The organism is Lebetimonas sp. JS085 (assembly GCF_000523295.1).
Classification (GTDB): Bacteria; Campylobacterota; Campylobacteria; order Campylobacterales; family Nautiliaceae; genus Lebetimonas.
Genome location: NZ_ATHR01000001.1, coordinates 477,794 through 501,925 on the forward strand (window position 1 = coordinate 477,794; position 24,132 = coordinate 501,925).

Here is a 24,132-nt window from a genome sequence, read left to right on the forward strand (position 1 = left end):
TATTATATAATTATACATAAATATATAACAAAGGATTTAAAATGCTTTCAAAATTTGAAAAAGAACTAAATAAAATAGAAAAATTATTTGAAAAAACAGTTGAAATTTTAAGCACCACACTTAAAGAAAAAGAGATAAAAGATGATTTTTTCCTTATTGACCTGAAAGACCTTGATGACGAAGTTATAAAATTCATTGCCCTTCTCCATCCGCAGGGTGAATTTTTACGAGAAGCGATAGCAATACTTAAAATCACCCCTTTTTTAAACAAAATAAAACGCTCAATCAAATATTTTATTAAAAAATACGATTTTAAAAACGAAAAAATTGACGCACTTCACCAAAGTGCCATAACATCGCTTGAAACGCTTAAACTTGCCATAAAGGGGGATACTATTGAAGATGCATATTCAACAATTATTTCCCAGGAAAAAATTGCCGATGAAATATACAAAGAACTGTTTAAAGAGATAAAATCAAAAGAAAATATAGATGAAATTTTAAAAATTATGAATGTTGCAAAAAGACTTGAAAGAATTACAGACAGCGTAAAAACAATTACAAAATATCTGCTTTTTGCAAAAGAAGGAATGGATTTTTGATAAAAATTGCCCTAATAGAAGATGAAGAGGATTTACTTGATTTACTGGAATTTAATTTAATAAAAGCTGGATTTGATGCAGTAGGATTTTTAAATACAAAAAAAGTAAGAGATTTTATTATAGAGGAAAATCCTGACCTTTTAATAGTGGACAGAAATTTGCCGGATATTGAAGGAAGCGAATTTGTTAAAAATTTAAAAGACGAGGGTTTCAATATTCCCGTTATTTTTTTAACCGCAAAAACAGCTGAAGAAGATGTATTGGAGGGCTTTGAAAAGGGTGCGGATGACTATATTAAAAAACCGTTTTCCATAAAAGAACTGATTGCAAGAATTAAAGCCGTTTTAAAAAGACACAATAAAAAGAGCAATTTCTTATCATATAAAAATTACAAACTTGATTTAATAAATAAAAATTTACTGATAGATAATGAAACAGTCGATTTAACAAAATCAGAATTTAAACTGTTAAAAATATTTTTTGAAAATCCAAAAAGAGTAATTTCCAAAGATGAAATAGCTGAACTTTTAGAAATAAATGAAAAAAGCGTAAATGTCTCCATTAACAGATTAAACCATAAAATTGATTTAATAGAGTCAAAAAGAGGAATCGGATACACATTAAAATAATATAAAATGGATAATGTATAATGAGAAATTTAAAAGTAAAAATTAAAAAATTTGTTTGTAAAAACGAAAAAAAAGAGATAGAAAAATTAAAAAAACAGCTTAAAAAAATAAAACTCGAAAATAAAAAACTAAAAATTCAAAATGAATTTAAAGACGATATCATTTCAGCAATTTCCCATGAATTTAAAAATCCCATATCAATAATCAACGGTTATATCGAAACTATCTTAAATAACAGACTTGATGTAAACACAAATCAAAAATTTCTCGAAAAAATACATAAAAACTCACTAAGACTTACAAATTTAATAGACAGGTTATATTTAGTTACAAAAATAGAAAATCAGAAATTAAAACCAAATTTTAAAGAAGTAAAATTAGACAATTCAATAAAAGAGCTGATAAAATCGTTTGATGAAGAAAGGCTGGTTTTAAATTTAAAGCCTGTAATAATAAAAGCAGATAAAAATCTGATAGATATCGCCGTTTCAAACCTTATTTCAAACGCCCTGAAATATTCAAAAGAGAAAGTTATTATAGATTTAAATGAAAATTTTTTAGAAATAACAGACAAAGGAGTAGGCATAGAAAAAGACAAAATAGATTTAATAACACAGAAATTTTACAGAATTGCAAAAAACGACTGGGATAATTCCCTGGGGCTGGGGCTTTATATAACAAAAAAAATTCTTGATATGCATAATTTTAAATTAAAAATCCAAAGCGAAAAGAAAAAAGGAAGTAAATTTTCTATTATTTTGAAAGAAGATAGGGAACACCGATTACAATAGATGTTAAAACCAAAAGCGCTATAAAAATACCTATCATAAAAAGCCAGAAATTAAACGGTTTTTCTTTATTATTCATTGCAAAACTCCTTAACATTTTTAAAATTTGCCTTAATTACAGTTTTATCCTCAGGCGTGCACAAATATATATTATCATCTGCGCCGCAGACATTTAAAATATCAATAACAGCATCTATATTCATAGCTTTAAAATTATATTTTTCTTTTAAATATGCTATTGCTTCAATATCATTTACCCCGAATACAAATTCATCCAAATTATTAGCTATTAAAGCGGCTTTATCAATTCTTTCAAATTTTTTTCCATCTGCCGTATAAACATAAATATAATTCATTTTCTTTTCCTCATATTAATATACATATGTATTATATCGATAGCGGCGGGAGTAACTCCGCTTATTTCACTTGCCTGAAAAAGAGTAACGGGTCTGTGTTTTTCAAGTTTTTCAACTATTTCGCGACTGAGTCCCGGAATCCCTCTGTATTCAAAATCTTCCGGAATTTTAACTTTTAGCATTTCTTTCATTTTATCAATCTGTGCTTTTTGCCTTTGGATATAATGATGATATCTTGCCTGAATCAAAATCTGCTCGAGTGCGTCATCACTTAAAGATGAGAACTCAGGAAACATTTTAAGAAGTTTCTCTTTTGTAAACGTATGTCTTGCGACTATTTTTCTTATTTCCATTTTGTTTTGTATTTTCTCTTCTCCAAGTTCTTCAAGTTTTGTATTTATTCCTTTGTTTGGAGTTACGAATGTTTCATTTAATATTTTTAGGCCTTTTTTTATTTCTTCTCTTAGTTTTAATACTTTCTCATATGTTTTTTCATTAAGTAGACCAAGCTTATATCCATAATCTGCAAGTCTTAACATTGCATTGTCTTCTCTTAATAAGAGTCTGTATTCACTCCTGCTTGTAAACATTCTGTAAGGTTCATTTGTTCCTTTTGTAACCAAATCGTCTATCAATACGCCTATATATGCCTCATCTCTTCTGAAAATTATCGGTTCTTTCCCTTCAACTTTAAGCACAGCGTTAATTCCGGCCATTATTCCCTGCGCCGCCGCCTCTTCATAACCGGTGGTTCCGTTAATCTGCCCGGCAAAAAACAGTCCTTCAATCTCTTTTGTTTCCAAAGAATGTTTAAGGTTTGTAGGTTGAATAAAGTCATACTCTATGGCATAGCCGTATCTTACTATTTTTGCATTTTCAAGTCCCAAAATTGAATGGATAAACGCATCCTGCACATCCATAGGAAGAGAAGTTGAAAGACCGTTTAAATAATATTCGGTTGCCTCTCTTGTCTGAGGCTCTATAAATACATGGTGTCGTTCTTTATCCGGAAATTTATTCAGTTTATCCTCAATACTGGGGCAATACCTTGGCCCTATTCCTTCAATCTGGCCGGTAAAAAGAGGGGCTCTATAGAAGTTGCTTTTAATAATATCGTGTGTTGTTTCATTTGTATATGTTATGTAACATGGGAGCTGCTCGGGATTAAATGTTTTTTTGTCTGTTCTGAATGAAAACGGTTTTGGATTTTTATCGCCTTCTTGCAGTTCCATTTTAGAAAAATCGATACTTCTTGCATCAATTCTTGCAGTAGTCCCTGTTTTTAACCTTTCCAGTTTAAAACCCAGATTTTCAAGTGATTTTGATATTTTTTTTGCAGGAAGTTCGTGAAATCTGCCCCCTTCGAGTTTTACAGGGCCGAAATGCATTATCCCCCTCATAAAAGTTCCCGTGGTTAGAATCAGTGTTTTTGTCTTATAAACATTTAATAAATTTGTTTTAACACCTGCGACTTTCCCGTTTTTTACTATTATTTCATCCACAATTTCCTGGGCTATTTCAAGATTGGGTGTATTAAGTAGGGCGGTTCTCATCCATATTCTGTATCTGTCCATATCAATCTGGGCTCTGCTTCCCCTGACAGCGGGGCCTCTGTTTTCATTTAAAATTCTAAACTGAATTCCTGCATTGTCGGTGGCAAGAGGCATAAGCCCTCCAAGTGCGTCTATTTCTTTAACAAGATGCCCTTTTGCAAGTCCTCCTATTGCCGGATTACAGCTTGGAGCTCCAATCTGCTCTACAAGCATACTTAAAAGAAGGGTCCTTTTACCCATTTTCGCTGCAGCTGCGGCAGCTTCTATTCCCGCATGCCCTCCGCCGACAACTATACAATCAAATTGTTTCATCTAACTCCTTTATATTGTCTGCATTTTTTATATATTTTTCTATATCATTAATTTTATTATTTAGTTTTAACATTTCATCAAATTCAGCTTCATTTTTCGGGGCTTTGAAATTTTTCTCAAAAACATCCAAAAGTATATTGGTGTTTCCGATAAGCATCAAATATTTTTTATTTTGATATTCAAACAAAACAACTTTGTTTTTGGCATCAATAAATTTTTGTGAAAGAACTTTCATATCATTTTTTAAAGCCGGTAATTTTGACGAAAACCCTCTTTTTTTTAAATAAAGCAGGATTATAGCCAAAATTATTAAAATTGTAACTACAACAATATACCTCGTAAAAGAAAAATTTTCTTTTGGCATCGTGGGCAGATTTGTCTGGAGAGGTTTTAAAGACTGGATTCTAAACCTTATTCCGTAACCGTCCGGCGTAAGCGCCACATTTACATTATACTTATTTTTTGAAGCTATTTCCACTTCAACAGAATTTTTTACCGGAGTTATAATAACGGATTTTACAAAAAAATTATTAAAATTTTTTTCTACTGCATTATCGGTTTTTATATTTTTTATTAAAAATCTGTTTTGTGCAAGTTTTATAATTTTGCCGTCGAATTTGGAATCGAGAGAAAAAAGAATATCCAGCATGTTTTTGTTTTCAAAAAAATTAACGTCAATCAGATTTGCCCCGTAAATTAAACACGCCAAAAATAAAATAATTATTTTCTTCACTATTTTTCCTTTGTCAGATAATATACCAAAGAATTCGCATCCAAAACCTCATTTATTCTTATGGCAAGATTTTTTTCATAAACCATCACTTCGCCTTTTCCTATTATCCTGCCGTTTATATAAACTTCGGCGCTTTCCCCTGCAGGTTTGTTTAAATCTATTACACTGCCTTTTTGGAGGTTTAATATTTCCCTTAAACTCATTTCCACCCTTCCCAAATCACTTTCAAACAAAACCTCGGTATCTAATAAATGGCCGTAATCCGGAATTAATTCATAAATTCTCTCTTCATTTGGATTTTGCATTATTTTTCCTTAAACAGAATATAAAAACATACCGTTTTGTATTTAAACGCCAACACATCGTCATATTCAATATTTTTATTAAATTTTCCTAAAAACTCAGGGGTGGATATATTAAAATTTATTTTTTTCTTTTGGGCAATAATTTTGGCATTTCCCACTATCAGATTTGCAATTTCATTAGTTAAATCTTTCGGATCGTAGTTTTTATCTCCGAACCAGTATAAAGAAACCATATCAAGCTTTTCGGCAGGCACAACTATATAAATATCGGCTTTTTTATACCCGTCAATTTCTATTTTACTGACAAATCCGTTTATTTTCTCTCCGCCACATTCATCAAATTCAGTGTTTAGCGAATTTAAATAGTTTTTTACGGCTTCTTTTATAATTTCAATCATATCTTTCCCTTTTGGATATAATTTTATCAAAAAAAGGCTGATTTTGATAAGTGCTATCCTAATAGGAATATTTACAGGCTTTGCAAGCGGATTTTTTGGAATTGGTGGAGGGACTATTTTGGTGCCCGCTCTTTTATTTTTGGGATTTGAATTAAAAGAAGCAATAGGAATCAGTGTTATACAGATGATGATGAGCTCTATTTTTGGAAGCTATCTTAATTACAAAAAAGGCCTTCTTAAAATAAAAAACGGTATCTCCCTTGGATTAGGAGGTGCACTCGGGGCAATGCTCAGCGGTATTATAGTAAAATATACGCCCAAAGAAATTTTGGGTATAATTTTTTTGACGCTTGTTTTTATTGCGATAATCAGGTTTTTTATAACCGTCGAAGAGCCTCAGCACGAGCCTCCGATAGACAATAAAAAACTTTTTTTTATCGGAATATTTGTTGGAACGATAGCAATAAGCGTAGGGGTGGGAGGGGCTATTTTAATAACCCCGATACTTGTAGGTTTTTTAAAATACAAATTAAAAACAACAGTAAGTCTTAGTCTCTTTTTTGTGGTATTTTCTTCCGTTTCGGGATTTATTTCACAGTCCCTTGCCGGCCATATTGATTATAAAGTCGGATTTTCAATAGGTATTGCAAGCTTAATCGGTACTTTTTTTGGTATAAAATCATATCACAAACTTCATCCCAAACATCATAAAAAATTACTCTTAATCTGGTATATAGGGGTATTTGTTTCTATGATATACAAACTTTATTTTTAAGGATTTTAATGGATATTAAATTAGTAGCGGAAATTATAGTTTTTTTACTTATTGTTTTTAGAATTTATATTTTGGAAAGCTTTAAAATAAAAAGTGCATCCGACAAACTTTTTGCACTTTATTATCTAAAAAACCATAATCCTGTTTTGGGATATATAATTATTTTTTATATATTTGAAATTATAATTATAGAAATGGCATTGTTGCACAAAATAGACATTGCGTTAATCATACTTGCAACATTGGAAACTTTTATGATATACAGGCATATATTTATTTCGCTCAAAACAGACGATAAGGATGATTATCTCGACACGGTGATAAAAAGAATGTTTTCTACACTTACATATTCTGAATATATTGAAATAAAAGACCAGCTTTATAAAACACAGCCGAAATGGAAACTGTATGCCACTGAAATGTTTGTATTTTTATTTGCCGTATGGAGCATTGAAATAGGATAATTTTAAATTATGAGTTATGAATTATGAGTTATGAGTTTTGAGTTATGAGATGAGTAATTTATAAATTTTAATAATTCATAATTCACTACTCACTACCCTGCCGCTTTTCAAGCGGCCGGGCGGGCTCACAATTCACTACTCACCATATTTTAAAGGAGATTAATGGATAAAATAAAAGTTATAGGTGCCAGGGAAAACAATTTAAAAAATATAAATTTAGAAATACCTAAAAACAAGCTCATTGTTTTTACAGGTCTTTCCGGAAGCGGAAAATCAACTCTTGCATTTGACACTCTCTATGCCGAGGGCCAAAGAAGATATATTGAGAGTTTAAGCTCTTATGCAAGACAGTTTTTGGAACAGGCCGGAAAACCGGATGTGGATAAAATAGAAGGGCTCACCCCGGCTATTGCAATAGACCAGAAGACAACCTCAAAAAACCCGCGCTCAACCGTGGGAACTGTTACGGAAATTTATGATTATCTGAGACTTTTATATGCAAGAATAGGGATTCAGCACTGTCATATATGCGGTAAAAAAATAACTAAAATGACTCCCCAGGACATCATTAACGAAATTTTAAAACTGCCAAAAGGGGCAAAACTTATAATTTATGCCCCAATAATTAAAGAAAAGTTAAGGCATGATGGAATAATCAGGGCTTATATAGACGGAGTTCTCATCAGGCTTGATGAGGAAGTTGAACTTAAAACATACAATCAAAGCGGTAATTGACAGGGTTATCATAAAAGAAGAAATCAAAGCAAGAATAGCCGAAGCTGTTGAAAAAGCGCTGAATAAAAGTTTCGGGGAAGTCGAAATAGAAATACTTAACGCCAAAGAATTAGGAATGGAAAAAGATTTTATTCATTACAGCGAACATAAGGCATGTTTTAAATGTAAAGTCAGTTTTGAAGAGCTTGAGCCTACTTCTTTTTCTTTCAATTCCCCCAAAGGTGCATGCCCGAAATGCGACGGACTTGGGCTTGTTTATTCACTCGATATTGAAAAAGTAATAAAAGATAGACCTTTAAATAAAGGTGCAATTCCTCTAATATGGGGTTTTAATAAAAAATATTACCAGGAGTTTTTTAAAGCATTTTGCAAAGAAGTGGGAATAGATATGAATAAAAGTTTTTACGAACTTGACGAGCTTCAAAAAAAACTGATTTTAAACGGCACCGCTTATGACATTACATTTATTTACGCAAAACACACCATTTCCAAACCATGGCCCGGACTCAGACAAATAGCGCTCGATACCTACAAAGACGATATAAGCGAAATAATGAGCGAAAGCACCTGTCCGGTATGCCTTGGATATAGACTTAAACCGGAAAGCCTGGCGGTAAAAGTAGCCGGAAAAACAATTGCTGAGATTATTTCTATGCCGATAGAGGAAGCATATAAATTTTTCAGCAATAAAAAAATTTTGAATATTTATCCGACAAAGATAAAAAATATCCGAACCTATTTTAAAAGAGATAAAAGAAAGACTCTTTTTTTTAGTGGATGTGGGGCTTGGATATTTAACACTGAGCAGGGATGCAAGAACAATAAGCGGTGGCGAAAGCCAGAGAATCAGAATCGCCAGCCAGATAGGAAGCGGACTGACCGGGGTGCTGTATGTATTGGATGAACCGAGCATCGGCCTTCACGAAAGAGATACTTTAAAACTTATCAATACACTGAAAAATTTAAGAGACAGGGGAAACACCGTTATTGTGGTAGAGCATGACAGGGAAACAATTTTAAATGCGGATTTCATCGTAGATATAGGTCCAAATGCAGGCAAAAACGGAGGAGAAGTTATTTTTGCGGGAAATGCGGACAAACTTATAAAAACCAATACATTAACAGCACAGTATTTAAGATATGAAAAAGATATAAATTATCAAAAAAACCGCCCCCAAAATGAATGGCTAAAAATTAAAAATGTCAATATACACAATATTAAAAATTTAAACACTAAAATTCCTTTAAGGAACCTTGTATGTGTTACAGGTGTAAGCGGCAGCGGGAAAAGTTCTCTTATACTTCAGACACTTCTTCCTGTGGCAAAAGAAATATTAAATCATGCAAAAAAGATACAAAAAGTAAAAGGAGTGGAAATAAAAGGCCTCGAACAGCTTGATAAAGTCATATATCTTGACCAAAGCCCGATAGGCAGAACACCAAGAAGCAATCCAGCAACTTATACGGGTGTTTTTGATGATATAAGGGCACTTTTTTCCTTAACTCCCGAAGCCAAGCTACGCGGTTACACTCCGGGCAGATTCAGTTTCAATGTAAAAGGAGGGAGATGTGAAGTTTGTAAAGGTGAGGGACAGATAAAAATAGAAATGCATTTTTTACCCGATATAATGGTAACCTGTGAAGCATGCAAAGGCAAAAGATACAACGATCAGACACTTGAAATTAAATACAGGGAGAAATCCATTGCGGATATACTTGAAATGAGTGTGGATGAGGCTTATGAATTTTTTGAAAAAATTCCTAAAATCAAACAAAAACTAAAGACTCTCAAAGATGTGGGGCTTGGATATATAACCCTTGGACAAAACGCCACAACACTAAGCGGCGGAGAAGCCCAGAGAATAAAACTGGCAAAAGAATTAAGCAGAAGAGATACCGGAAACACCCTTTATATTCTGGATGAACCCACAACCGGTTTACATTTTGCGGATATAGATAATTTAATGAAAGTTTTATCACACTTGGTAGATTTAGGAAACAGTGTCATTGTAATCGAGCATAATCTTGATTTTATAAAAAACGCCGATTATATAATAGATATGGGACCTGAGGGGGGAAGCAAAGGAGGAAAAGTAATAGCAGCCGGAACAATAAAAGAAATAATAGAAAAATATCAGGATGTCAGTTATACGGCTAAATATTTAGCTAAAGAATTAAAAAGAATTAACAAATCTAAATAATTTTTCTTGACATATGTTCAAAAAAGTATTATAATTGTATTGAACATATGTTCTAAAGGATTTAAATTGCCTAAAAATCAGAAGAAGAATAAGAGGTAAATTTCATCATAACTGTTTTAAACCCTGCGGAATGCCGGGACATAATTTGGAATATATTAATTTATCCAGAGATGAAATTGAAGCCATCAGACTTGCCGATTATAATGAAATGTATCAAGAAGATGCGGCAAAAGAGATGGAAATTTCCAGACCGACATTCAGCAGAATTTTAAACAATGCAAGAAAAAAAATAGCTTCTGCCTTACTTGAAGGCAAAGCAATAGAAATAGAAAACTTTTAAGGAGTGAAAAATGAAAATAGCATTTCCAACAAACAATAAAGAAACTATAGCAAGTCATATTGGACTTTGTAAAGGTTTCTTGATTGTAGATAAAATAGGAGAAAGAACTTATATTGAAAACCCTGTTATGAAAACAATTCAAGAAGAACATATTGATTTAAAAGGAACAAAAGAACATCAAAGAGGCCTTGGTACAGGCAGGCTCATACCTCCACTATTGGCAGAAGCCGGAGTCAATGTTCTGGTATCACATGAATTTGGTGAAGGTATGGGAGTAAATCTTGAACGAGAGGGAATTATTCCTTATGAAACTGATGAAAAAAATATCGAAAACGCATTAAATCAAATTAAGGAGGAAGATATGAGAGAATTTGAAAGAGGATATGGAAGAGGTTTCGGATATGGAAGAGGTTTCGGATACGGCAGAGGATACGGTTACGGAAGAGGTTTTGGAAACAGAGCATTTGATGAAAGAGATGAGCAAAGAGGATACGGATACGGAAGAGGGGCCGGATTTGGACGTGGTTACGGATGCAGAGGCAGAGAATTGGGCCGTGGCTACGGAATTCGGTTTTAGAAGAAGATGGGAGGATTAATTCCATCTTCTTAAAAATTGTAACCTATTCCTCCATAAATAGAGTTGTTATAATTCTGATTAAAACTTATATCTCTATAACCAAAAAATTTGGGCATTATCTATTGGAAAATATCCGATTTGCGCATCTATTCTGCTAAATCTGTCGGCTTCGTCAAAACTTAATATTTTTGGAGCGTATTCACCTTCTGCTTTTACATATACAGGCAAAGAAACATTGGGTAAATACGTAAAAATTCCTATTCCCACAGGTATTGCGGTATTGCTTTTAGTATGGACTGCATCTATTATTACAGAAAATTTGATATTTTGATATTCCATACCTATTAAATTTCCTTCGGCTTTAACACCTGCCGAAAAAAAATTGTGTTTATTAGAATTATTGTTATATATAAACTGCGCCCTGGCTTTTATATTATTGTCTATTATTCCGCTTTCTGTGCCTATTGCAGCAGTAGAATTGCTTATCTGTAAATTAATATTATTGGCAACCGAAAGTTAAAACACTTAAAATTAATTTTCTCATTTTTAATCCTTGTTTTTTGTTGTTATTTGGCAGATGTTTCAAAAGAACCGTAGTTTAAATATTTTTCAAATCTTTGTTGTAATAATTCGTCAGTTGAGAGTTCTTTCAAATTTTTTATGTTTTTGAGAAAATATTCCTTTATGTTATCAGCGGTAGTTTTATAATCTCTGTGGGCACCCTCAAGAGGTTCATCAATAATATCATCTACAAGACCTAATTTTTTAAGTTCCTGAGCAGAAATTTTAAGTGCTTTTGTAGCTGTTTCTGCTTTGCTTCCGTCACCCCACAAAATTGCTGCACATCCTTCAGGAGATATTACACTGAAAACTGAATATTTAAGCATTGCAAATTTGTCTGCCACACCTATAGCAAGTGCGCCTCCGCTTCCGCCTTCCCCTATAACAATAGAAACGGTAGGTGTTTTAATTCTGCTGAGTTCAAATAAATTTTTTGCAATTGCTTCGCTTTGTCCTCTTTCTTCTGCCCCTATACCCGGAAATGCCCCTGGGGTATCTATTAAAAAAAGTATAGGTAAATTAAATTTTTCAGCTAATTTTGCGACCCTGAGAGCCTTTCTGTATCCTTCGGGATGGGGCATACCAAAATTTCTTGTTACTTTTTCTTTTGTATTTCTACCTTTTTCTTCTCCTATTACCACACATTCAACATCACTGATTTTACCTATATAACATACAATTGCCGGGTCGTCTCTAAATTCCCTGTCTCCGTGAAGTTCGTATTTTTCATTCATAATAAGATTTATTATATCCTCAGCATGCGGCCTGTCAGGATGACGGGCAAGTTGAAGCTTTTGATATGGAGTTAGGTTTTCTATCTCTTTTTTAAGTTCTTTCTCGAGTGTTTCGGCTGCATGTATATCGCCTTTTATTTTTGAAATATCTATCTGAGATTTAATCTCTTCCAAAATCCAAACTTGCCAAATTATACCTTTTTAAAAATTACAACGCCGTTTGTTCCGCCAAATCCAAAAGAATTGCTCATAGCTACATTAATTTCGCCTTCTCTTGCCACGTTAGGTACGTAATCCAAATCACATTCCGGATCCGGTTCTTCATAATTAACAGTAGGAGGTAAAATGTTTTTTTCCATTGCCATAAGCGTAATAACAGCTTCTATTGTTCCCGCAGCTCCTAAACAATGGCCTGTGGCGCCTTTTGTTGAACTAACCGGAGGACATTTTTCTTTTCCTCCAAACAATGCTTTAATAGCCATTGTTTCGTATAAATCATTATATTTAGTAGAAGTTCCGTGGGCATTGATATAATCTACTTTTGGCTCTCCCGCCATTTCATAAGCCATTTTCATGGCTCTGTATGCACCTTCTCCCCCAGGGGCAGGAGTGGTGATATGATTTGCATCTGCACTTTCCCCTATTCCCATAATTTCTGCATATATTTTAGCGCCTCTTTCAATTGCATCTTCATATTTTTCCAATATTAAACAAGCTCCGCCTTCACCCATTACAAAACCGTCTCTTTGTGCATCAAACGGACGTGATGATTTTTCCGGTTCATCATTTCTTGTTGAAAGCGCTTTCATTGCTGAAAATCCGCCTACCCCGACAGGACATATACAGGCTTCGCCTGCAACAACCATCATTTTATCTGCCATTCCGGCTTTCATTGTTTTAACAGCCTGAGTAATGGCATGGGTTCCCGCCGCACAAGCGGTTACATTTGCGAGATTTGGACCTTTTAATTTATATTCAATGGAAACAAATCCACCAAGCATATTAACAAGTGCACTTGGAATAAAAACGGGGAAATCCTTCTTGGACCCCTCGTTTCTACAATAACACTCGCTTTTTCAATCACCGGAAGTCCACCTATTCCGCTTGCCGCACTCACACCGAATCTATTCTCATTATAACTTTCAAGCCCGCTGTCGGCCATGGCCTCTTTGGCAGCGGCAAGTCCAAAATGAATAAACCTGTCAGCTTTTTTTACATCTTTCGGATTCATTATGGTTTTAGGATCGAATCCTTTAACTTCCCCTGCAACCTGAGAAGCATAACCGTCAGGGTCAAAATGCGTAATTCTCCCAACACCTGTTTTTCCGGAAATTATATTATCAAAACTCTCATTTTTGTTTAAACCAACCGAATTTATCATTCCTATACCAGTTACAACTATTCTCATAGACATCCTTTTAAAGTAGTAGGTAATAAATAAAAAATTTATTTATTACTTACCACTCTCAAAAAGAGAGGGGAAATTAAGAGTTTTTAGCTTTTTCTATATAATCAACTACGTCTTGGACAGTCTGGATTTTTTCAGCTTCGCTGTCCGGAATTTCAATTTCGAATTTTTCTTCCAAAGCCATAATCATTTCAACTACGTCTAAGCTGTCAGCACCCAAATCTTCTACGAATCTCGCTTCCGGTTTAACTTCTTCTGGGCTTACATTTAACTGCTCAACTATTACTTCTTTTACTTCATCAAATAATGCCATTATTTCTCCTTTTAATTTTTTAACATTTTACCAAAAATTAACATTCTTTTACAAATTTTTGAAAAATATAAATATAAAAATAATATAACATAGAGAAATAATTATGCCAATCCCCATAAATAATTTTACAATTATTGAACAGTTACTAATTATAAATTACTAATAACTTTTCACGACTCACTATTCACCCATTGCGAAATTGTCAGAATAATTATCAATTTTAATATTATTATGATTGTTAATTTTTCAGAAAATCAAAAACAGATATTAAGCAAATAAAATTTAATCAAAAAAGATTTTACATGCTACCAATATAGTGACAGACACTTTTTCTTTAAGGTATTAAAGAGAAGAAATTATTCTCCTCTTGGAGCTCTTGGTCTAGCTTCGTTTACTCTAAGTCTTCTGCCTTGGAATTCTTTGCCGTCAAGTTCTTCTACAGCTGTGTCGGCTCCGCTTTCCATTTCAACGAATCCAAATCCTTTGCTTCTACCTGTTTCTCTGTCATTAATAATCTTAACTGAAACTACTTCCCCATATTCTGCGAATAAAGGTTTTAAATCTTCTTCAGTTGCTTGATAGTTAATGTTTCCTACGTAAAGTGTTTTCATGTTTCTTTTCCTAAAATTAAATTTGCAGTGACATTATAACACTGTTTGAAAAAAAAGCAAATAAAATGTTAAAATTTCAAAAAAGGACAAATATGTCAGTAAAAACACATTATATTGAATTCAGAAACGCCTTAAGCAAAAACGATATCCAAAAAGCCCGGGAAGAATTTGAAAAAGCTTTTAACGAAAGCTTTTTATATTATCAGCAAAAAATGGCAAACAATGAAAAGTTCGATGTTTCCAACGAAGAAGAATTATTTGTTTTAGTTACACTGTTTGATAATATTGTAGGATATTATAAAGAAAAAATGTATGAGGAAGGGATAAGCTACTGCGAAAATTTAATCGAACTTATTGATTCTCCAAAACTTAAAGAGATGTTTAAAGGTTTTTCTCTTGGAATGCAAAAAGGAATAGATATAGATACTTTTTTTAGGGAATATGTGGATTTAAGTAAAGTTGATAGTGAATTTCCAATGTTTTTGTGTAATTTTAAAGAAAAGATAAAAGAATTGATTTAATTAATTGAGGTTCTTAGATTTGTATTTACTTTTAAACTGAATCCAAAAGGAGTTTTTAAAAGTAAAACAGCTCTTTTTTCTCCTGGATTTTTTATAATTTCATTATAAATTTTTATCAAATCTTCCTCATAATTTTTACCAATTTCCTTTTCTATAACACATATCTGTTCTTTTTTGCACCTTTTTCATTTTCCGCTTCTTTTAATGGAAGAATTTTTTTACAGGTAATTCTTAAATAATCGGCAACCTTATCCACATGTGCCTTGATTGCCAAAGGTTCATCAAGATTTAATTTTTCAAGATGTTCTAAATCCCTTTCAAATATCATAATATCTATTTTACCGTGAAAATCCATTAAAGTTGCAATTGCAAATTTATTGCCTCTTTTTGAAATTCTAACTTTCATAGTATCAATTTTACCTACAAAAAGCGCTTCTTTTCCTATAATTTCCTCTATATCGCTTGAAAGGTTATAATCAAGCTTTTCTATTTCTTTTTTAAAAGGGTCAAGAGGATGTGCCGATACATAAAACCCAAGTGTTTCATATTCGCCTTCAAGAAGTGTTTTAATATCAAATTCGGCTAATTTTGGGATTTCCAATTTTTCTTCAATTTCCTCATCTTCCATATCAGCAAATAATGAATTTGCATGATGCATGGCATTTTTTCTCTCCTGCACCCTTTTTTTATATTCCAACATATCTTCAATTGCATTTAAAAGGGCTTTTCTTGAATAACCGAAATCATCCATTGCCCCTGATTTCACAAGCTGTTCAAGCACTTTTTTATTTACTTTGCCTGTATCGATTTTTAAAATAAAGTCATTTAAATCGCTAAACGGCCTGTTTTGAGTAATACTTTCAATAGCTTTGCTGCCGACCCCTTTTATCGCACTGAGCCCAAATAAAACTTTTTCACCTGTAGGGGTAAACTCGGCATTTGATTTATTTACATTAGGAGGTAGAATCTCTATATTGAGTGATTTGGCTTCTTCTATATATTTAGCAATTTTATCGGTATTATCCGCTTCATAGGTTAAAAGTGCCGCAAAAAATTCTGCGGGATAATATGCTTTTAAAAAAGAAGTCTGATATGTAATATATGCGTAAGCGGCCGAATGTGATTTGTTAAATCCGTAACCTGCAAATTTTTCTATTAAATTAAACAGATTTTTGGCATTTTCATAAGAAAAACCCCTCTGGGCTGCACGGGTTGCAAATTCTTCCGAATATTTGGCCATAACATCCGCTTTTTCTTTCCCATCGCCCTTCTTATGATATCCGCTTCCCCCAAACTGAATCCGCCTATTGCCTGAACTATCTGCATAACCTGTTCCTGATAAACAATAACACCGTATGTAGGTTCCAAAATAGGCTTTAGGGCTGTTTCGAATTCATCATTTTCCGTGTTTTCTTTCTATATAATCATCAAGCATTCCGCTCTCCATTGGTCCGGGGCGGTAAAGGGCAAGCATAGCTATAATATCTTCGAATGTAGTAGGTTTTAATCTTTTTGCCAAATCCCTCATACCGTCCGATTCTATCTGAAACAGACCCAGAGTTTTACCCGATTGGATTAATTTAAATATATTTTCATCTTCCAGATTTAAATTATCTATATCCACATCTGTGTTTTTGTTCATTTTTATATTTTAATAGCCCTGTCTATTACCGTTAACGTTTTTAATCCTAAAAAGTCGAATTTAATCAAATCCACAGGCTCAAGATAATTCAGTGAATACTGCGTTACAATCGTATCATCATTTTCTGAGGGCCTGTATAAAGGGGATTTTTTCCAAAGCTCTTCATCGCTGATTACCACTCCGGCGGCATGCATACCCGTATTTCTTTTAAACCTTCAAGCTTTCTTCCGAAAGAATATAATCTGTTATATAACGGCTCTTCTGTAATAATATCTTTTATTTTAGGTTCAATATCAAGGGATTTGTCAAGCGTGATACCGAGCTGGTCCGGAATCAGTTTTACAAATTTATCCGCTTCGTCATATTTTATTCCGAAAATTCTTGCAACATCACGGAGCACTCCTTTTGCAAGAAGTGAACCGAAAGTTACCACCTGGGCCACATTTACCTTGCCGTATTTTTCCCTTACATATTCGATAATCTCCCCTCTTCTTTCCTGACAAAAATCCATATCGATATCCGGCATTGAAACCCTCTGGGGATTTAAAAACCTCTCAAACAAAAGCTGATACCTGATGGGGTCTAAATTTGTTATTTTTAGCGAATATGCGACCAGGCTTCCGGCTGCACTTCCCCTTCCGGGGCCCACAGGAATTTTTCTTCTTTTAGCCTCTCTTACAAAATCCCAGACAATCAGCATATAACCGGGAAATTTCACTTTTTTGTCAATTTCATATTCGAGCCTATCTTCATATTTTTATGCAGCTCTTTTGGAATCTGTTTCAATCTTTCTTTTAAACCTTCACGGCATTTATATTCAAAATATTCCACATCTTTTTCAAAATTTAACCCTTCTTTGGAAGCATATTCTTTTGTAAATTTAAATGTAGGGGGTGTAGGATTCCCAAGAGGAATTTCCAGATTAATACCCTCGGACAGTCTGTCCGTATTTTCAATAGCCTCCGGTAAATCGGCAAATTTTTTTCAAATTCTTCAGGGGAAGGAAAATAATTTTCTCTTACTTCGAATTTTCTGTGCAAATCGTCAAAGAGTTTATTGTTTTCTATGCATTCAAGTGCGTCTTTATAGATATAATCCCCTTTTTGAAGATAAAAAATATTACTGCTTGCAAGAATAGGTATATCAAATTCATTTGAAATGGTTAAAAAATCATTTTCAACAAGTCTTTCTTTAAAAGAATCACGCCTTATTTCCAAAAAGATTTCATTTAAACTGTTTTTATAAATTTTTATAATTTCCTTTGCCTTTTCCAATCCGCCGGCACCTTTTAAAACATTATCTTCATCAAACAGATTCAGATGAAAACCTATTTCACTCTCCATCATCGGAAAAACTGTAATAAGACCCTGCTGATTTTTAATTAGTTCTTCAAAAGGGATAAAAGGAACTTTTTTATAATAATACAAATAGGCAATTGAGCTTAAATACATTAAATTATCATAGCCGGTTTTAAGCAGAATCATTCTTGAAAAAACATCATCTCTTTTTATAATTACTTCGCTTCCTATAATCGGTTTTATTTCAAATTTTTTGCATTCTTCATAAAATTCAATTGCGCTGAACATATTGTCAAGTTCTGTTATTCCAAGCGTTTTGTATCCATACTCTTTTGCTTTTTTAACAAGCTCTTTTATTTTAATGGTTGAATGTAAAAGCGAATAATCACTGTGTATATGAAACGCTACCATTTATAATATCCCTTAAGTTTTCTTTATCCGTTACTTTTATTGATTTTTCACAATAACATATAATTCCGTCATTTTTGAGCCTGCTTAAAATTCTGCTGAGAGTCTCCGGGCTCATGCCGAGTTCTTTTGCCAGCATATATTTTTTCAAAATAACCCTTTTTGTTGCATCATATTTTTGAAGTTTATTAAATTCCACTTCCTGTAAAATCTGATTACTGAGCATTTTTATGATTCTGTCGCTGAAGGGGGGTTTTGAAATATAGTTGGAAAAATTTGAAAAATCTATTTCTATCAAATCACTTTCGCTTTGAGCTACTGCGCTAAGACAATAAGGCCTGTTTTGTATCTGAGAAATAAGCCCGAAAACATCTCCGCAGCCAAACTGGCTTTTAGGTATAACATCCCCTTTTTCATTTGAATCATACATTAAAATATGACCTTTTATTTTCCAAAAAACTTATTTCATTTTTCCCCTTCAAAAAATATTATTTCATTTTTAGTATACTTTTTTATTAAGCAAAAAGAGGCAATTTCTTTTAAAAGTTCGTCTTTTACGTTAAAAAAAGAAAGATTTTTCTCAGTTTATTTATCATTCTTCTATTCTGATATAATTAATCGGTTTTAATACAAATTCTTCTTTTTCTATTTCGACCACTGCTTTTTTTATATTTTTTTCAAGAGACTTATGGGTTGCAAAAAGGAGAAAACTTTCAACCGAAATATCGTTTTTTGCCAGAATATGCGCAATTTTCTCAAGTACTCCAATTTCATCGTTTACTGCAATTCTTAAATAATACTTTGTTTCAATTTCATCAGGAGTTTTTAAAGTTAATTTTTCAATTTCAAGAGGTCTTTTGTATCCGAGCATAGGTTTGTTTTGGCCTCTGACAATTTCTATTATATCACTGATTACGGCACTCGCTGTTGCATTTCCTCCGGCTCCGGGACCGTAATATACGCTTTCTCCGACAACATCGCCTATTACACTGACGGCGTTCATAACACCCCCAACCTTTGCAATCATTTTATTTTTTGGAATAAGTGTCGGATGAACCCTGAGTTCCACTTCGTTATCTATTTTTTTGGCAATTCCGAGAAGTTTTATTTCATAATCAAATTCCCTGGCAAATTCAATATCTGTTAAATTTATATTTTCTATTCCCTCAATTAAAATATCTTCCGGTTTTGCATCAATATTATAGGCGATACTTGCCAGGATTAAAAGTTTATGGGCAGTGTCAAAACCGCCGACGTCAAAAGTGGGGTCGGCTTCTGCATAGCCAAGCTTCTGGGCTTCTTTTAAAACTTCATGATAATCCCTGCCTTTTTTCATTTCGGTTAAAATATAATTGCACGTACCGTTTATAATACCCTGAATTTCATCAATATGATTTGCACTGAGTCCGTCTCTTAATGCTTTAATTATAGGAATTCCGCCCGCCACACTCGCTTCATATTCAAACGGTGTTTTAGCCAATTTCTGAAGCTCGAATCTGTGATAAGCGAGAAGTGCCTTGTTTGCGCTGACAACCGCCTTATTATGTTTTAAGGCATCACTAACCACTTCATAAGCTTCTTCTACTCCCCCCATTAATTCCACAACTATATCAATATTTTTATCTCTTGTAACTTTTTTATAATCATCGGTAAGTTCAATATCAACATCTCCCCCCTTACGGGAATTATTTCTTTCCCCGCCCTTGATGTTATTATGTCAAAACCTTAACAACACTGCTTCCGACAGTTCCAAGACCCACTATCCCGATTTTAACCATTGCTTTCCTTTAAATAGCGGCCTGTCGAATTCTTTTTTCATTTTCAATTAAAGCAATTCTTACATACTCGTCCCCGTAAGCCCCAAATCCTATTCCAGGGCTAAGCGCAATATGGGCTTCCGTTAAAAGCCTTTTGGAAAACTCTAAACTTCCTAAATGCCTTGCAACTTCTGGAATTTTAGCCCAAACAAACATTGTGGCTCTCGGTTTTTCTATCTCCCATCCCGCATTTGCAAAACTTTCAATCAGGACTTCTCTTCTTTTTTCATATGTTTCAACCACATCTTTGACCAAATGTGTATAATCCCTGAGTGCCACTGTTGCAGCCACCTGAATAGGTGTAAACATTCCATAATCAATCCATGATTTATATTTTTGAAGAGCGCCTATAAGCACAGGATTTCCTACCATAAAGCCCACTCTCCATCCAGCCATATTGTAACTTTTTGAGAGGGTAAAACTCTCAACCGCAACTTCTTTGGCTCCATTGGCCTCGAAAACAGACGGCGTTTTATATCCGTCAAACGTAATATCCGCATATGCAATGTCGCTTATAATATAAAGTCCTTCACTTTTTGCAAAATCAACCGCCTTTTGCCAAAAATCTTTATTTACAGTTACCGTTGTGGGATTATGTGGAAAATTTAAAACCAAAAATTTAGGTTTAGGCACTGATTCTATCATGGCCTGTTTCAACTGGGCAAAAAAATCGTCTTCATTTAATTCATACTCTTTATTGTATGTAAGTTTTACTTTTCTGACACTTGCCCCAGCAAGCATAAAGGCATATGAATGAATTGGGTAAGTTGGATCGGGCACAATGGCCACATCCCCCACGTTTGTAACGGCCTGGGTCAAATGGACATAACCTTCTTTGCTGCCCATTGTCACAACAGCTTCTGTTTCGGGATTAAGGGTCACATTATATCTTCTTGCATACCAATTACAGACGGCTTCTCTTAATTTATAAATACCTTTACTGACTGAATATCTGTGATTTTTAGGCTTTCTTGCCGCTTCAACAAGTTTATCAACAATCGGTTTTGGAGTAGGACCGTCGGGATTTCCCATTGAAAAATCGATAATATCTTCCCCCGCCCTGCGTGCTTGGAGTTTAAGCTCGTTTATTACGGCAAAAATATAATTTGGAAGTCTTTCTATTCTTTCAAAATGATTCATTTTATTCCTTTAATTAAGATACCTCTTTTAAAATTAATTTTCGAAAAGTTGTCTTTTATTTATATACGCTGTATATTCCGGTATATCTACCGCCATACTTTTAAATGTTTTTTATATGAAATTATATAAAAACAATATAAGGATACCAATTGTCAAATTTTGAAGTAACTATTTTTTAAATCCGTTTGGGTTTACCCAGTATTCTCCTTTTGCATTAATAAGTTTTTTTCTTCGCCTGTTAAAGGAAAAGCCGGCAGATAAGCATTTTCACAGTCTATATAATATTTTTGTTTTTTATTATATTTTTCACTTTGCATCCGTAATTTTTTAGAGTGTTTATAAAAATCAGAGGATTGATATAATGATTTGTTTTCATTTCTATATTTAGAGTATAATTTCCGTTTATTAAGGAAATATGTGAAGGGTAAAAATAATAATAACCCATTAAATTCAGTGTTTTATATAAAATTTTAGCTTCCAGAACAGGATTGCTGTTTTGAAAATCAAACTCAGTGTTTATAATTTTCGGTTTATCAAAAAAAAGATTTACAAGCCCCAGATTTTCAAGTTTTTTTACCGTGTCTTTCAGGGATAAATTAGTGTCAATACTGTTTAAAAGTTTTTCATAATTTTTGTATTCTCTCTCACCTATTAAATTGACTATATACATATTTTTGGCAAATAAAACAATTCCTATTAAAAAAATCAGTTTTTTCATTTTTCAAACCTGTTTGGTTTTTTCAAATATTCAAATTTTCCGTTTTTTAAAAGAATCCTGAGAATTTTTTTTGTATTCGGCGTAATGTTTTTATCATTATAAATAATAGTTAAATTTCCATGCCCAAATTTAATATAATAATTTCCCTTTAATATTTTAGGATTGGTTGTAAGAAATTCCACACTTTTATTGTTGTCAATGTTTATTGCCCTGAACCATACTTTTTCATTTGGAATAATTGTAATATTGTATTCTTTGGCAATTTTTTTATCTCGGCGGTATTTAAAGAAACATTTGATTCATTATTTTCAATATTTTTCTGTATTGTTTTTTCGCTCACACTGTTTTGAATGTTTCATTATTCTCTGTAATGTTATTTTCCAAAACCTCGTTTTTTTCACTGTTGTTAATTTCGGCGGTTTTAATATTTGTTTTTGATTTTATAAAGCTGAAATATAAAAAAGCGCTTAATACAAATAAAATTATTATTAAAACCCATAAATAACTTTTTTGGTATCAACATCATCTTTTTTATTTTCATTATAATAATTTTCATACTCCTCAATCAGTTCACCCAAATCAACTCGATAAGTCTAACAAATCCTATAAATTTTACCCTTGGCAGTTTATCAAATTCTCTGTTTTTAATAAATCTGAGCGAAATAGGTGAAATTTTTGATTTATTTCATCTATTGAATGATTTTCAAAAAACTCATCTGCATTCATTGCTAATCCTATCTATTAATATTGCAGCGGCACTTGCAACGTTGAGCGAATCAAAATCCCTTTTCATTTCAATTGTAATTATATCATCTAAGTTTTCTTTTACCCTTTTGCTTAAGCCCTCTCCTTCGCTTCCCAAAACCAAAGCTGTTTTATCAGGTGTATCAACCCTGCATTTTCCATTCATATCGGCACCAATAATTTTATAATCTTTTGTTTTAAAATATTAAGCAGTTCCAGTATATTAAAAAAGAAATTATCCTCATATCAATTGCTGCACCAGCACTTGCGCGAATAATATTTGGCCATTTAAGCTCTTTAATTCCAGTTATTATAACTAAATCTATACCTAGAGCATAAGAAGTTCTAACTATATTTCCAATATTTCCCATATCTGTAATATTATCCAAAACAACTATTTTTTCACCTGTTATTTCATATTCTTGTGGAGTAAAATCTATTTTTGCAAAGTATCCTTGATGATTTTGATTATGGGAGAGTTTTTGTGCTAATTTATTGTCTATAAATTTAATTCTAAAATTTTTAAATTTTAGTTCATTTTTAGATTTTTTTTACTTATTAAAATTTCTTTTACTATTTCTGGATGTTTTTTTATAATATATTCAACTACTCTTTTGCTATATACTATCACAATAACCTTCTTTTTTTATATAGTCTAAAGTTTTATTAATAATATCAAATAATTTTGGAGTATATTCTAAAATTTCAATAAAAATTTCTTCTAATTCTTCTTCAATATACTCATTTACAAGTTCATTTCTTAAATTTTTCATCTCTATTAATAATTCATAATTATCAACAAAACCCCTTTTTTCCGCTCTAATTACAATATCAAGTTTTTTATTAATATCTTCCAATTCAACTAAATCCAAACTTCTTAAAACTCTATTTATTAAAATATCAACACATCTTCCAAATCTGTTTGCCAATGCTTCAAAAAGTTCATATTCTTCTTCGTTTAAATCAATTTTAGAAACTTTTTCAAATGACTTTTCAAGCCAATATTTTGACTTTAGAAGCATCTTTACATTTTCACATAAAACATCTTTCAAATTTCAACTCCGTTATTTGTTATAAATCTGTAAAAAGCACTTTTATTTATATTGTTAGTTATAATTAAATCAATTTTTCTATCCCCAAATAATAAAAAAAATTTTATTTTTATTTTTTGTTTTATTTTAAAATTTATTTTATCGGAAAGTACAAAAATATCAATATCTCCTCCTTTTTTTCTATCATCAATTCTGCTTCCAAAAATATAAATTTTAGCTTTTTTATCATATAATCTAATAATATTTTTAATAATTTTAATTTCTTCTTTTTTTAATCTCATTAACCTTCTTTTTTAATGAATTTTATCATAAATGAAACATATTTTCAATTTATTTTTGTGTCTGTCACTATTTCTAAATATTATGAAATTATACAGATTTTAAATCTAGCTGATTA

General features: G+C 32.4%; 31 protein-coding genes and 4 pseudogenes. 9 read left to right on the forward strand and 26 right to left on the reverse strand.

The genetic code is table 11. The features are described 5' to 3' along the window. Positions 1-41 precede the first annotated feature (41 nt). Genes DZ68_RS0102585 through DZ68_RS0102595 form a run of 3 tightly spaced genes read left to right on the forward strand, consistent with a single transcriptional unit; the run spans position 42 to position 2,022 of the window. Positions 42-602, forward strand: coding sequence for a PhoU domain-containing protein (locus DZ68_RS0102585; protein ID WP_024787118.1), 561 nt, complete (start codon positions 42-44; stop codon positions 600-602). Then, on the forward strand, positions 599-1,231 hold the full coding sequence (locus DZ68_RS0102590) for a response regulator transcription factor (RefSeq protein WP_024787119.1): 633 nt from the start codon (positions 599-601) through the stop codon (positions 1,229-1,231). The genes DZ68_RS0102585 and DZ68_RS0102590 overlap by 4 nt, the downstream gene beginning before the upstream one ends. 20 nt (positions 1,232-1,251) lie before the next feature. Continuing rightward, positions 1,252-2,022 (forward strand): sensor histidine kinase KdpD, encoded by a 771-nt coding sequence (locus tag DZ68_RS0102595; RefSeq protein WP_024790677.1) that lies wholly within the window; start codon positions 1,252-1,254, stop codon positions 2,020-2,022. Here the strand turns inward: DZ68_RS0102595 and DZ68_RS0102600 are convergent. The 6 genes from DZ68_RS0102600 to DZ68_RS0102625 are packed head-to-tail and all read right to left on the reverse strand — an operon-like array spanning position 1,985 to position 5,676. Continuing rightward, entirely contained in the window at positions 1,985-2,098 is a 114-nt protein-coding gene (locus DZ68_RS0102600; protein ID WP_024787121.1) for a hypothetical protein, read from the reverse strand. The two genes, DZ68_RS0102595 and DZ68_RS0102600, sit on opposite strands and share 38 nt — an antisense overlap. After that, the gene (locus DZ68_RS0102605; RefSeq protein WP_024787122.1) at positions 2,091-2,375 is read right to left on the reverse strand and encodes a hypothetical protein; all 285 of its coding nucleotides are present in this window, start codon (positions 2,373-2,375) and stop codon (positions 2,091-2,093) included. Before DZ68_RS0102605 ends, DZ68_RS0102600 begins: the two co-directional genes overlap by 8 nt. Then, positions 2,372-4,240: a tRNA uridine-5-carboxymethylaminomethyl(34) synthesis enzyme MnmG gene (gene mnmG / locus DZ68_RS0102610; RefSeq protein ID WP_024787123.1), complete on the reverse strand. Its 1,869-nt coding sequence runs from the start codon at positions 4,238-4,240 to the stop codon at positions 2,372-2,374. Before mnmG ends, DZ68_RS0102605 begins: the two co-directional genes overlap by 4 nt. After that, complete coding sequence (locus tag DZ68_RS0102615) at positions 4,227-4,973, reverse strand: flagellar biosynthetic protein FliO (protein WP_024787124.1); 747 nt, start codon at positions 4,971-4,973, stop codon at positions 4,227-4,229. Before DZ68_RS0102615 ends, mnmG begins: the two co-directional genes overlap by 14 nt. Beyond that, positions 4,973-5,278: a flagellar motor switch protein FliN gene (gene fliN, locus DZ68_RS0102620; protein ID WP_024787125.1), complete on the reverse strand. Its 306-nt coding sequence runs from the start codon at positions 5,276-5,278 to the stop codon at positions 4,973-4,975. Before fliN ends, DZ68_RS0102615 begins: the two co-directional genes overlap by 1 nt. Continuing rightward, positions 5,278-5,676, reverse strand: a complete 399-nt coding sequence (locus DZ68_RS0102625; RefSeq protein ID WP_024787126.1) for a hypothetical protein — start codon at positions 5,674-5,676, stop codon at positions 5,278-5,280. The genes fliN and DZ68_RS0102625 overlap by 1 nt, the downstream gene beginning before the upstream one ends. Before the next feature lie 43 nt (positions 5,677-5,719). Between DZ68_RS0102625 and DZ68_RS0102630 the strand changes: the two genes are divergently transcribed. The 5 genes and pseudogenes from DZ68_RS0102630 (at position 5,720) to DZ68_RS0102650 (ending at position 10,768) form a co-directional block, all read left to right on the forward strand. Beyond that, positions 5,720-6,451: a sulfite exporter TauE/SafE family protein gene (locus DZ68_RS0102630; protein ID WP_024787127.1), complete on the forward strand. Its 732-nt coding sequence runs from the start codon at positions 5,720-5,722 to the stop codon at positions 6,449-6,451. A gap of 8 nt (positions 6,452-6,459) precedes the next feature. Beyond that, on the forward strand, positions 6,460-6,915 hold the full coding sequence (locus DZ68_RS0102635) for a hypothetical protein (protein ID WP_024787128.1): 456 nt from the start codon (positions 6,460-6,462) through the stop codon (positions 6,913-6,915). Positions 6,916-7,077: 162 nt separating this feature from the next. Then, positions 7,078-9,851 (forward strand): annotated as a pseudogene (gene uvrA / locus DZ68_RS11320) (excinuclease ABC subunit UvrA). A gap of 76 nt (positions 9,852-9,927) precedes the next feature. Further along, complete coding sequence (locus DZ68_RS0102645) at positions 9,928-10,191, forward strand: DUF134 domain-containing protein (RefSeq protein WP_051428163.1); 264 nt, start codon at positions 9,928-9,930, stop codon at positions 10,189-10,191. Between the two features lie 10 nt (positions 10,192-10,201). Then, a complete protein-coding gene (locus DZ68_RS0102650) occupies positions 10,202-10,768 on the forward strand; it encodes a NifB/NifX family molybdenum-iron cluster-binding protein (protein ID WP_024790679.1) in 567 nt (188 codons plus the stop codon). Between the two features lie 93 nt (positions 10,769-10,861). On the opposite strand, the gene DZ68_RS10415 is transcribed toward DZ68_RS0102650, so the two are convergent. The 5 genes and pseudogenes from DZ68_RS10415 to DZ68_RS0102675 all read right to left on the reverse strand — a co-directional run bounded on the left by DZ68_RS10415 (position 10,862) and on the right by DZ68_RS0102675 (position 14,395). Further along, positions 10,862-11,107 carry a hypothetical protein gene (locus tag DZ68_RS10415; RefSeq protein WP_051428167.1) on the reverse strand — a complete coding sequence of 82 codons (246 nt, stop codon included), beginning with the start codon at positions 11,105-11,107 and terminating at the stop codon, positions 10,862-10,864. 227 nt (positions 11,108-11,334) lie between these two features. Then, the gene (gene accA, locus DZ68_RS0102660; protein WP_024790680.1) at positions 11,335-12,237 is read right to left on the reverse strand and encodes an acetyl-CoA carboxylase carboxyl transferase subunit alpha; all 903 of its coding nucleotides are present in this window, start codon (positions 12,235-12,237) and stop codon (positions 11,335-11,337) included. 17 nt (positions 12,238-12,254) lie between these two features. After that, positions 12,255-13,450, reverse strand: a pseudogene (locus DZ68_RS09900) (beta-ketoacyl-ACP synthase II). A gap of 97 nt (positions 13,451-13,547) precedes the next feature. Further along, positions 13,548-13,784, reverse strand: coding sequence for an acyl carrier protein (acpP, locus tag DZ68_RS0102670; RefSeq protein WP_024787133.1), 237 nt, complete (start codon positions 13,782-13,784; stop codon positions 13,548-13,550). A gap of 356 nt (positions 13,785-14,140) precedes the next feature. Beyond that, positions 14,141-14,395, reverse strand: coding sequence for an RNA-binding protein (locus tag DZ68_RS0102675; RefSeq protein WP_024787134.1), 255 nt, complete (start codon positions 14,393-14,395; stop codon positions 14,141-14,143). A gap of 92 nt (positions 14,396-14,487) precedes the next feature. On the opposite strand from DZ68_RS0102675, the gene DZ68_RS0102680 reads away from it, so the two are divergent. Beyond that, entirely contained in the window at positions 14,488-14,916 is a 429-nt protein-coding gene (locus DZ68_RS0102680; protein WP_024787135.1) for a hypothetical protein, read from the forward strand. On the opposite strand, the gene DZ68_RS11190 is transcribed toward DZ68_RS0102680, so the two are convergent. The 15 genes and pseudogenes from DZ68_RS11190 to DZ68_RS0102770 all read right to left on the reverse strand — a co-directional run bounded on the left by DZ68_RS11190 (position 14,913) and on the right by DZ68_RS0102770 (position 24,016). Then, positions 14,913-15,035, reverse strand: a complete 123-nt coding sequence (locus tag DZ68_RS11190; protein WP_255327376.1) for a hypothetical protein — start codon at positions 15,033-15,035, stop codon at positions 14,913-14,915. The genes DZ68_RS0102680 and DZ68_RS11190 overlap by 4 nt on opposite strands. Positions 15,036-15,067: 32 nt before the next feature. Continuing rightward, the gene (locus DZ68_RS10815; RefSeq protein ID WP_024790681.1) at positions 15,068-16,156 is read right to left on the reverse strand and encodes a hypothetical protein; all 1,089 of its coding nucleotides are present in this window, start codon (positions 16,154-16,156) and stop codon (positions 15,068-15,070) included. Further along, on the reverse strand, positions 16,072-16,284 hold the full coding sequence (locus DZ68_RS11195; RefSeq protein ID WP_201768531.1) for a hypothetical protein: 213 nt from the start codon (positions 16,282-16,284) through the stop codon (positions 16,072-16,074). Before DZ68_RS11195 ends, DZ68_RS10815 begins: the two co-directional genes overlap by 85 nt. Positions 16,285-16,312: 28 nt before the next feature. Next, positions 16,313-16,558 (reverse strand): hypothetical protein, encoded by a 246-nt coding sequence (locus tag DZ68_RS11200; protein ID WP_024790682.1) that lies wholly within the window; start codon positions 16,556-16,558, stop codon positions 16,313-16,315. A gap of 2 nt (positions 16,559-16,560) precedes the next feature. Beyond that, positions 16,561-17,258 (reverse strand): annotated as a pseudogene (locus tag DZ68_RS10835) (hypothetical protein). Positions 17,259-17,403: 145 nt separating this feature from the next. Then, complete coding sequence (locus DZ68_RS10840) at positions 17,404-18,267, reverse strand: PHP domain-containing protein (protein WP_024790685.1); 864 nt, start codon at positions 18,265-18,267, stop codon at positions 17,404-17,406. Further along, positions 18,242-18,694: a Crp/Fnr family transcriptional regulator gene (locus DZ68_RS09910; protein ID WP_236619700.1), complete on the reverse strand. Its 453-nt coding sequence runs from the start codon at positions 18,692-18,694 to the stop codon at positions 18,242-18,244. The genes DZ68_RS10840 and DZ68_RS09910 overlap by 26 nt, the downstream gene beginning before the upstream one ends. Positions 18,695-18,856: 162 nt before the next feature. Next, a complete protein-coding gene (locus DZ68_RS09915; RefSeq protein WP_328286461.1) occupies positions 18,857-19,972 on the reverse strand; it encodes a homoserine dehydrogenase in 1,116 nt (371 codons plus the stop codon). A 79-nt stretch (positions 19,973-20,051) separates the two neighbouring features. Next, positions 20,052-21,221, reverse strand: a complete 1,170-nt coding sequence (locus DZ68_RS09920) for an LL-diaminopimelate aminotransferase (RefSeq protein WP_035907035.1) — start codon at positions 21,219-21,221, stop codon at positions 20,052-20,054. A gap of 274 nt (positions 21,222-21,495) precedes the next feature. Next, the gene (locus DZ68_RS0102735) at positions 21,496-21,939 is read right to left on the reverse strand and encodes a hypothetical protein (RefSeq protein ID WP_024787138.1); all 444 of its coding nucleotides are present in this window, start codon (positions 21,937-21,939) and stop codon (positions 21,496-21,498) included. Continuing rightward, positions 21,936-22,121, reverse strand: coding sequence for a hypothetical protein (locus DZ68_RS0102740; protein ID WP_024787139.1), 186 nt, complete (start codon positions 22,119-22,121; stop codon positions 21,936-21,938). The genes DZ68_RS0102735 and DZ68_RS0102740 overlap by 4 nt, the downstream gene beginning before the upstream one ends. Before the next feature lie 530 nt (positions 22,122-22,651). After that, positions 22,652-22,870, reverse strand: a pseudogene (locus DZ68_RS11205) (TrmH family RNA methyltransferase); the annotation flags it as partial. Between the two features lie 10 nt (positions 22,871-22,880). After that, positions 22,881-23,072: a TrmH family RNA methyltransferase gene (locus DZ68_RS11210; RefSeq protein ID WP_024790687.1), complete on the reverse strand. Its 192-nt coding sequence runs from the start codon at positions 23,070-23,072 to the stop codon at positions 22,881-22,883. 228 nt (positions 23,073-23,300) lie between these two features. Further along, positions 23,301-23,735 carry a hypothetical protein gene (locus DZ68_RS0102765; protein WP_024787142.1) on the reverse strand — a complete coding sequence of 145 codons (435 nt, stop codon included), beginning with the start codon at positions 23,733-23,735 and terminating at the stop codon, positions 23,301-23,303. After that, entirely contained in the window at positions 23,732-24,016 is a 285-nt protein-coding gene (locus tag DZ68_RS0102770; RefSeq protein ID WP_024789362.1) for a nucleotidyltransferase domain-containing protein, read from the reverse strand. The genes DZ68_RS0102765 and DZ68_RS0102770 overlap by 4 nt, the downstream gene beginning before the upstream one ends. Positions 24,017-24,132: the final 116 nt, after the last annotated feature.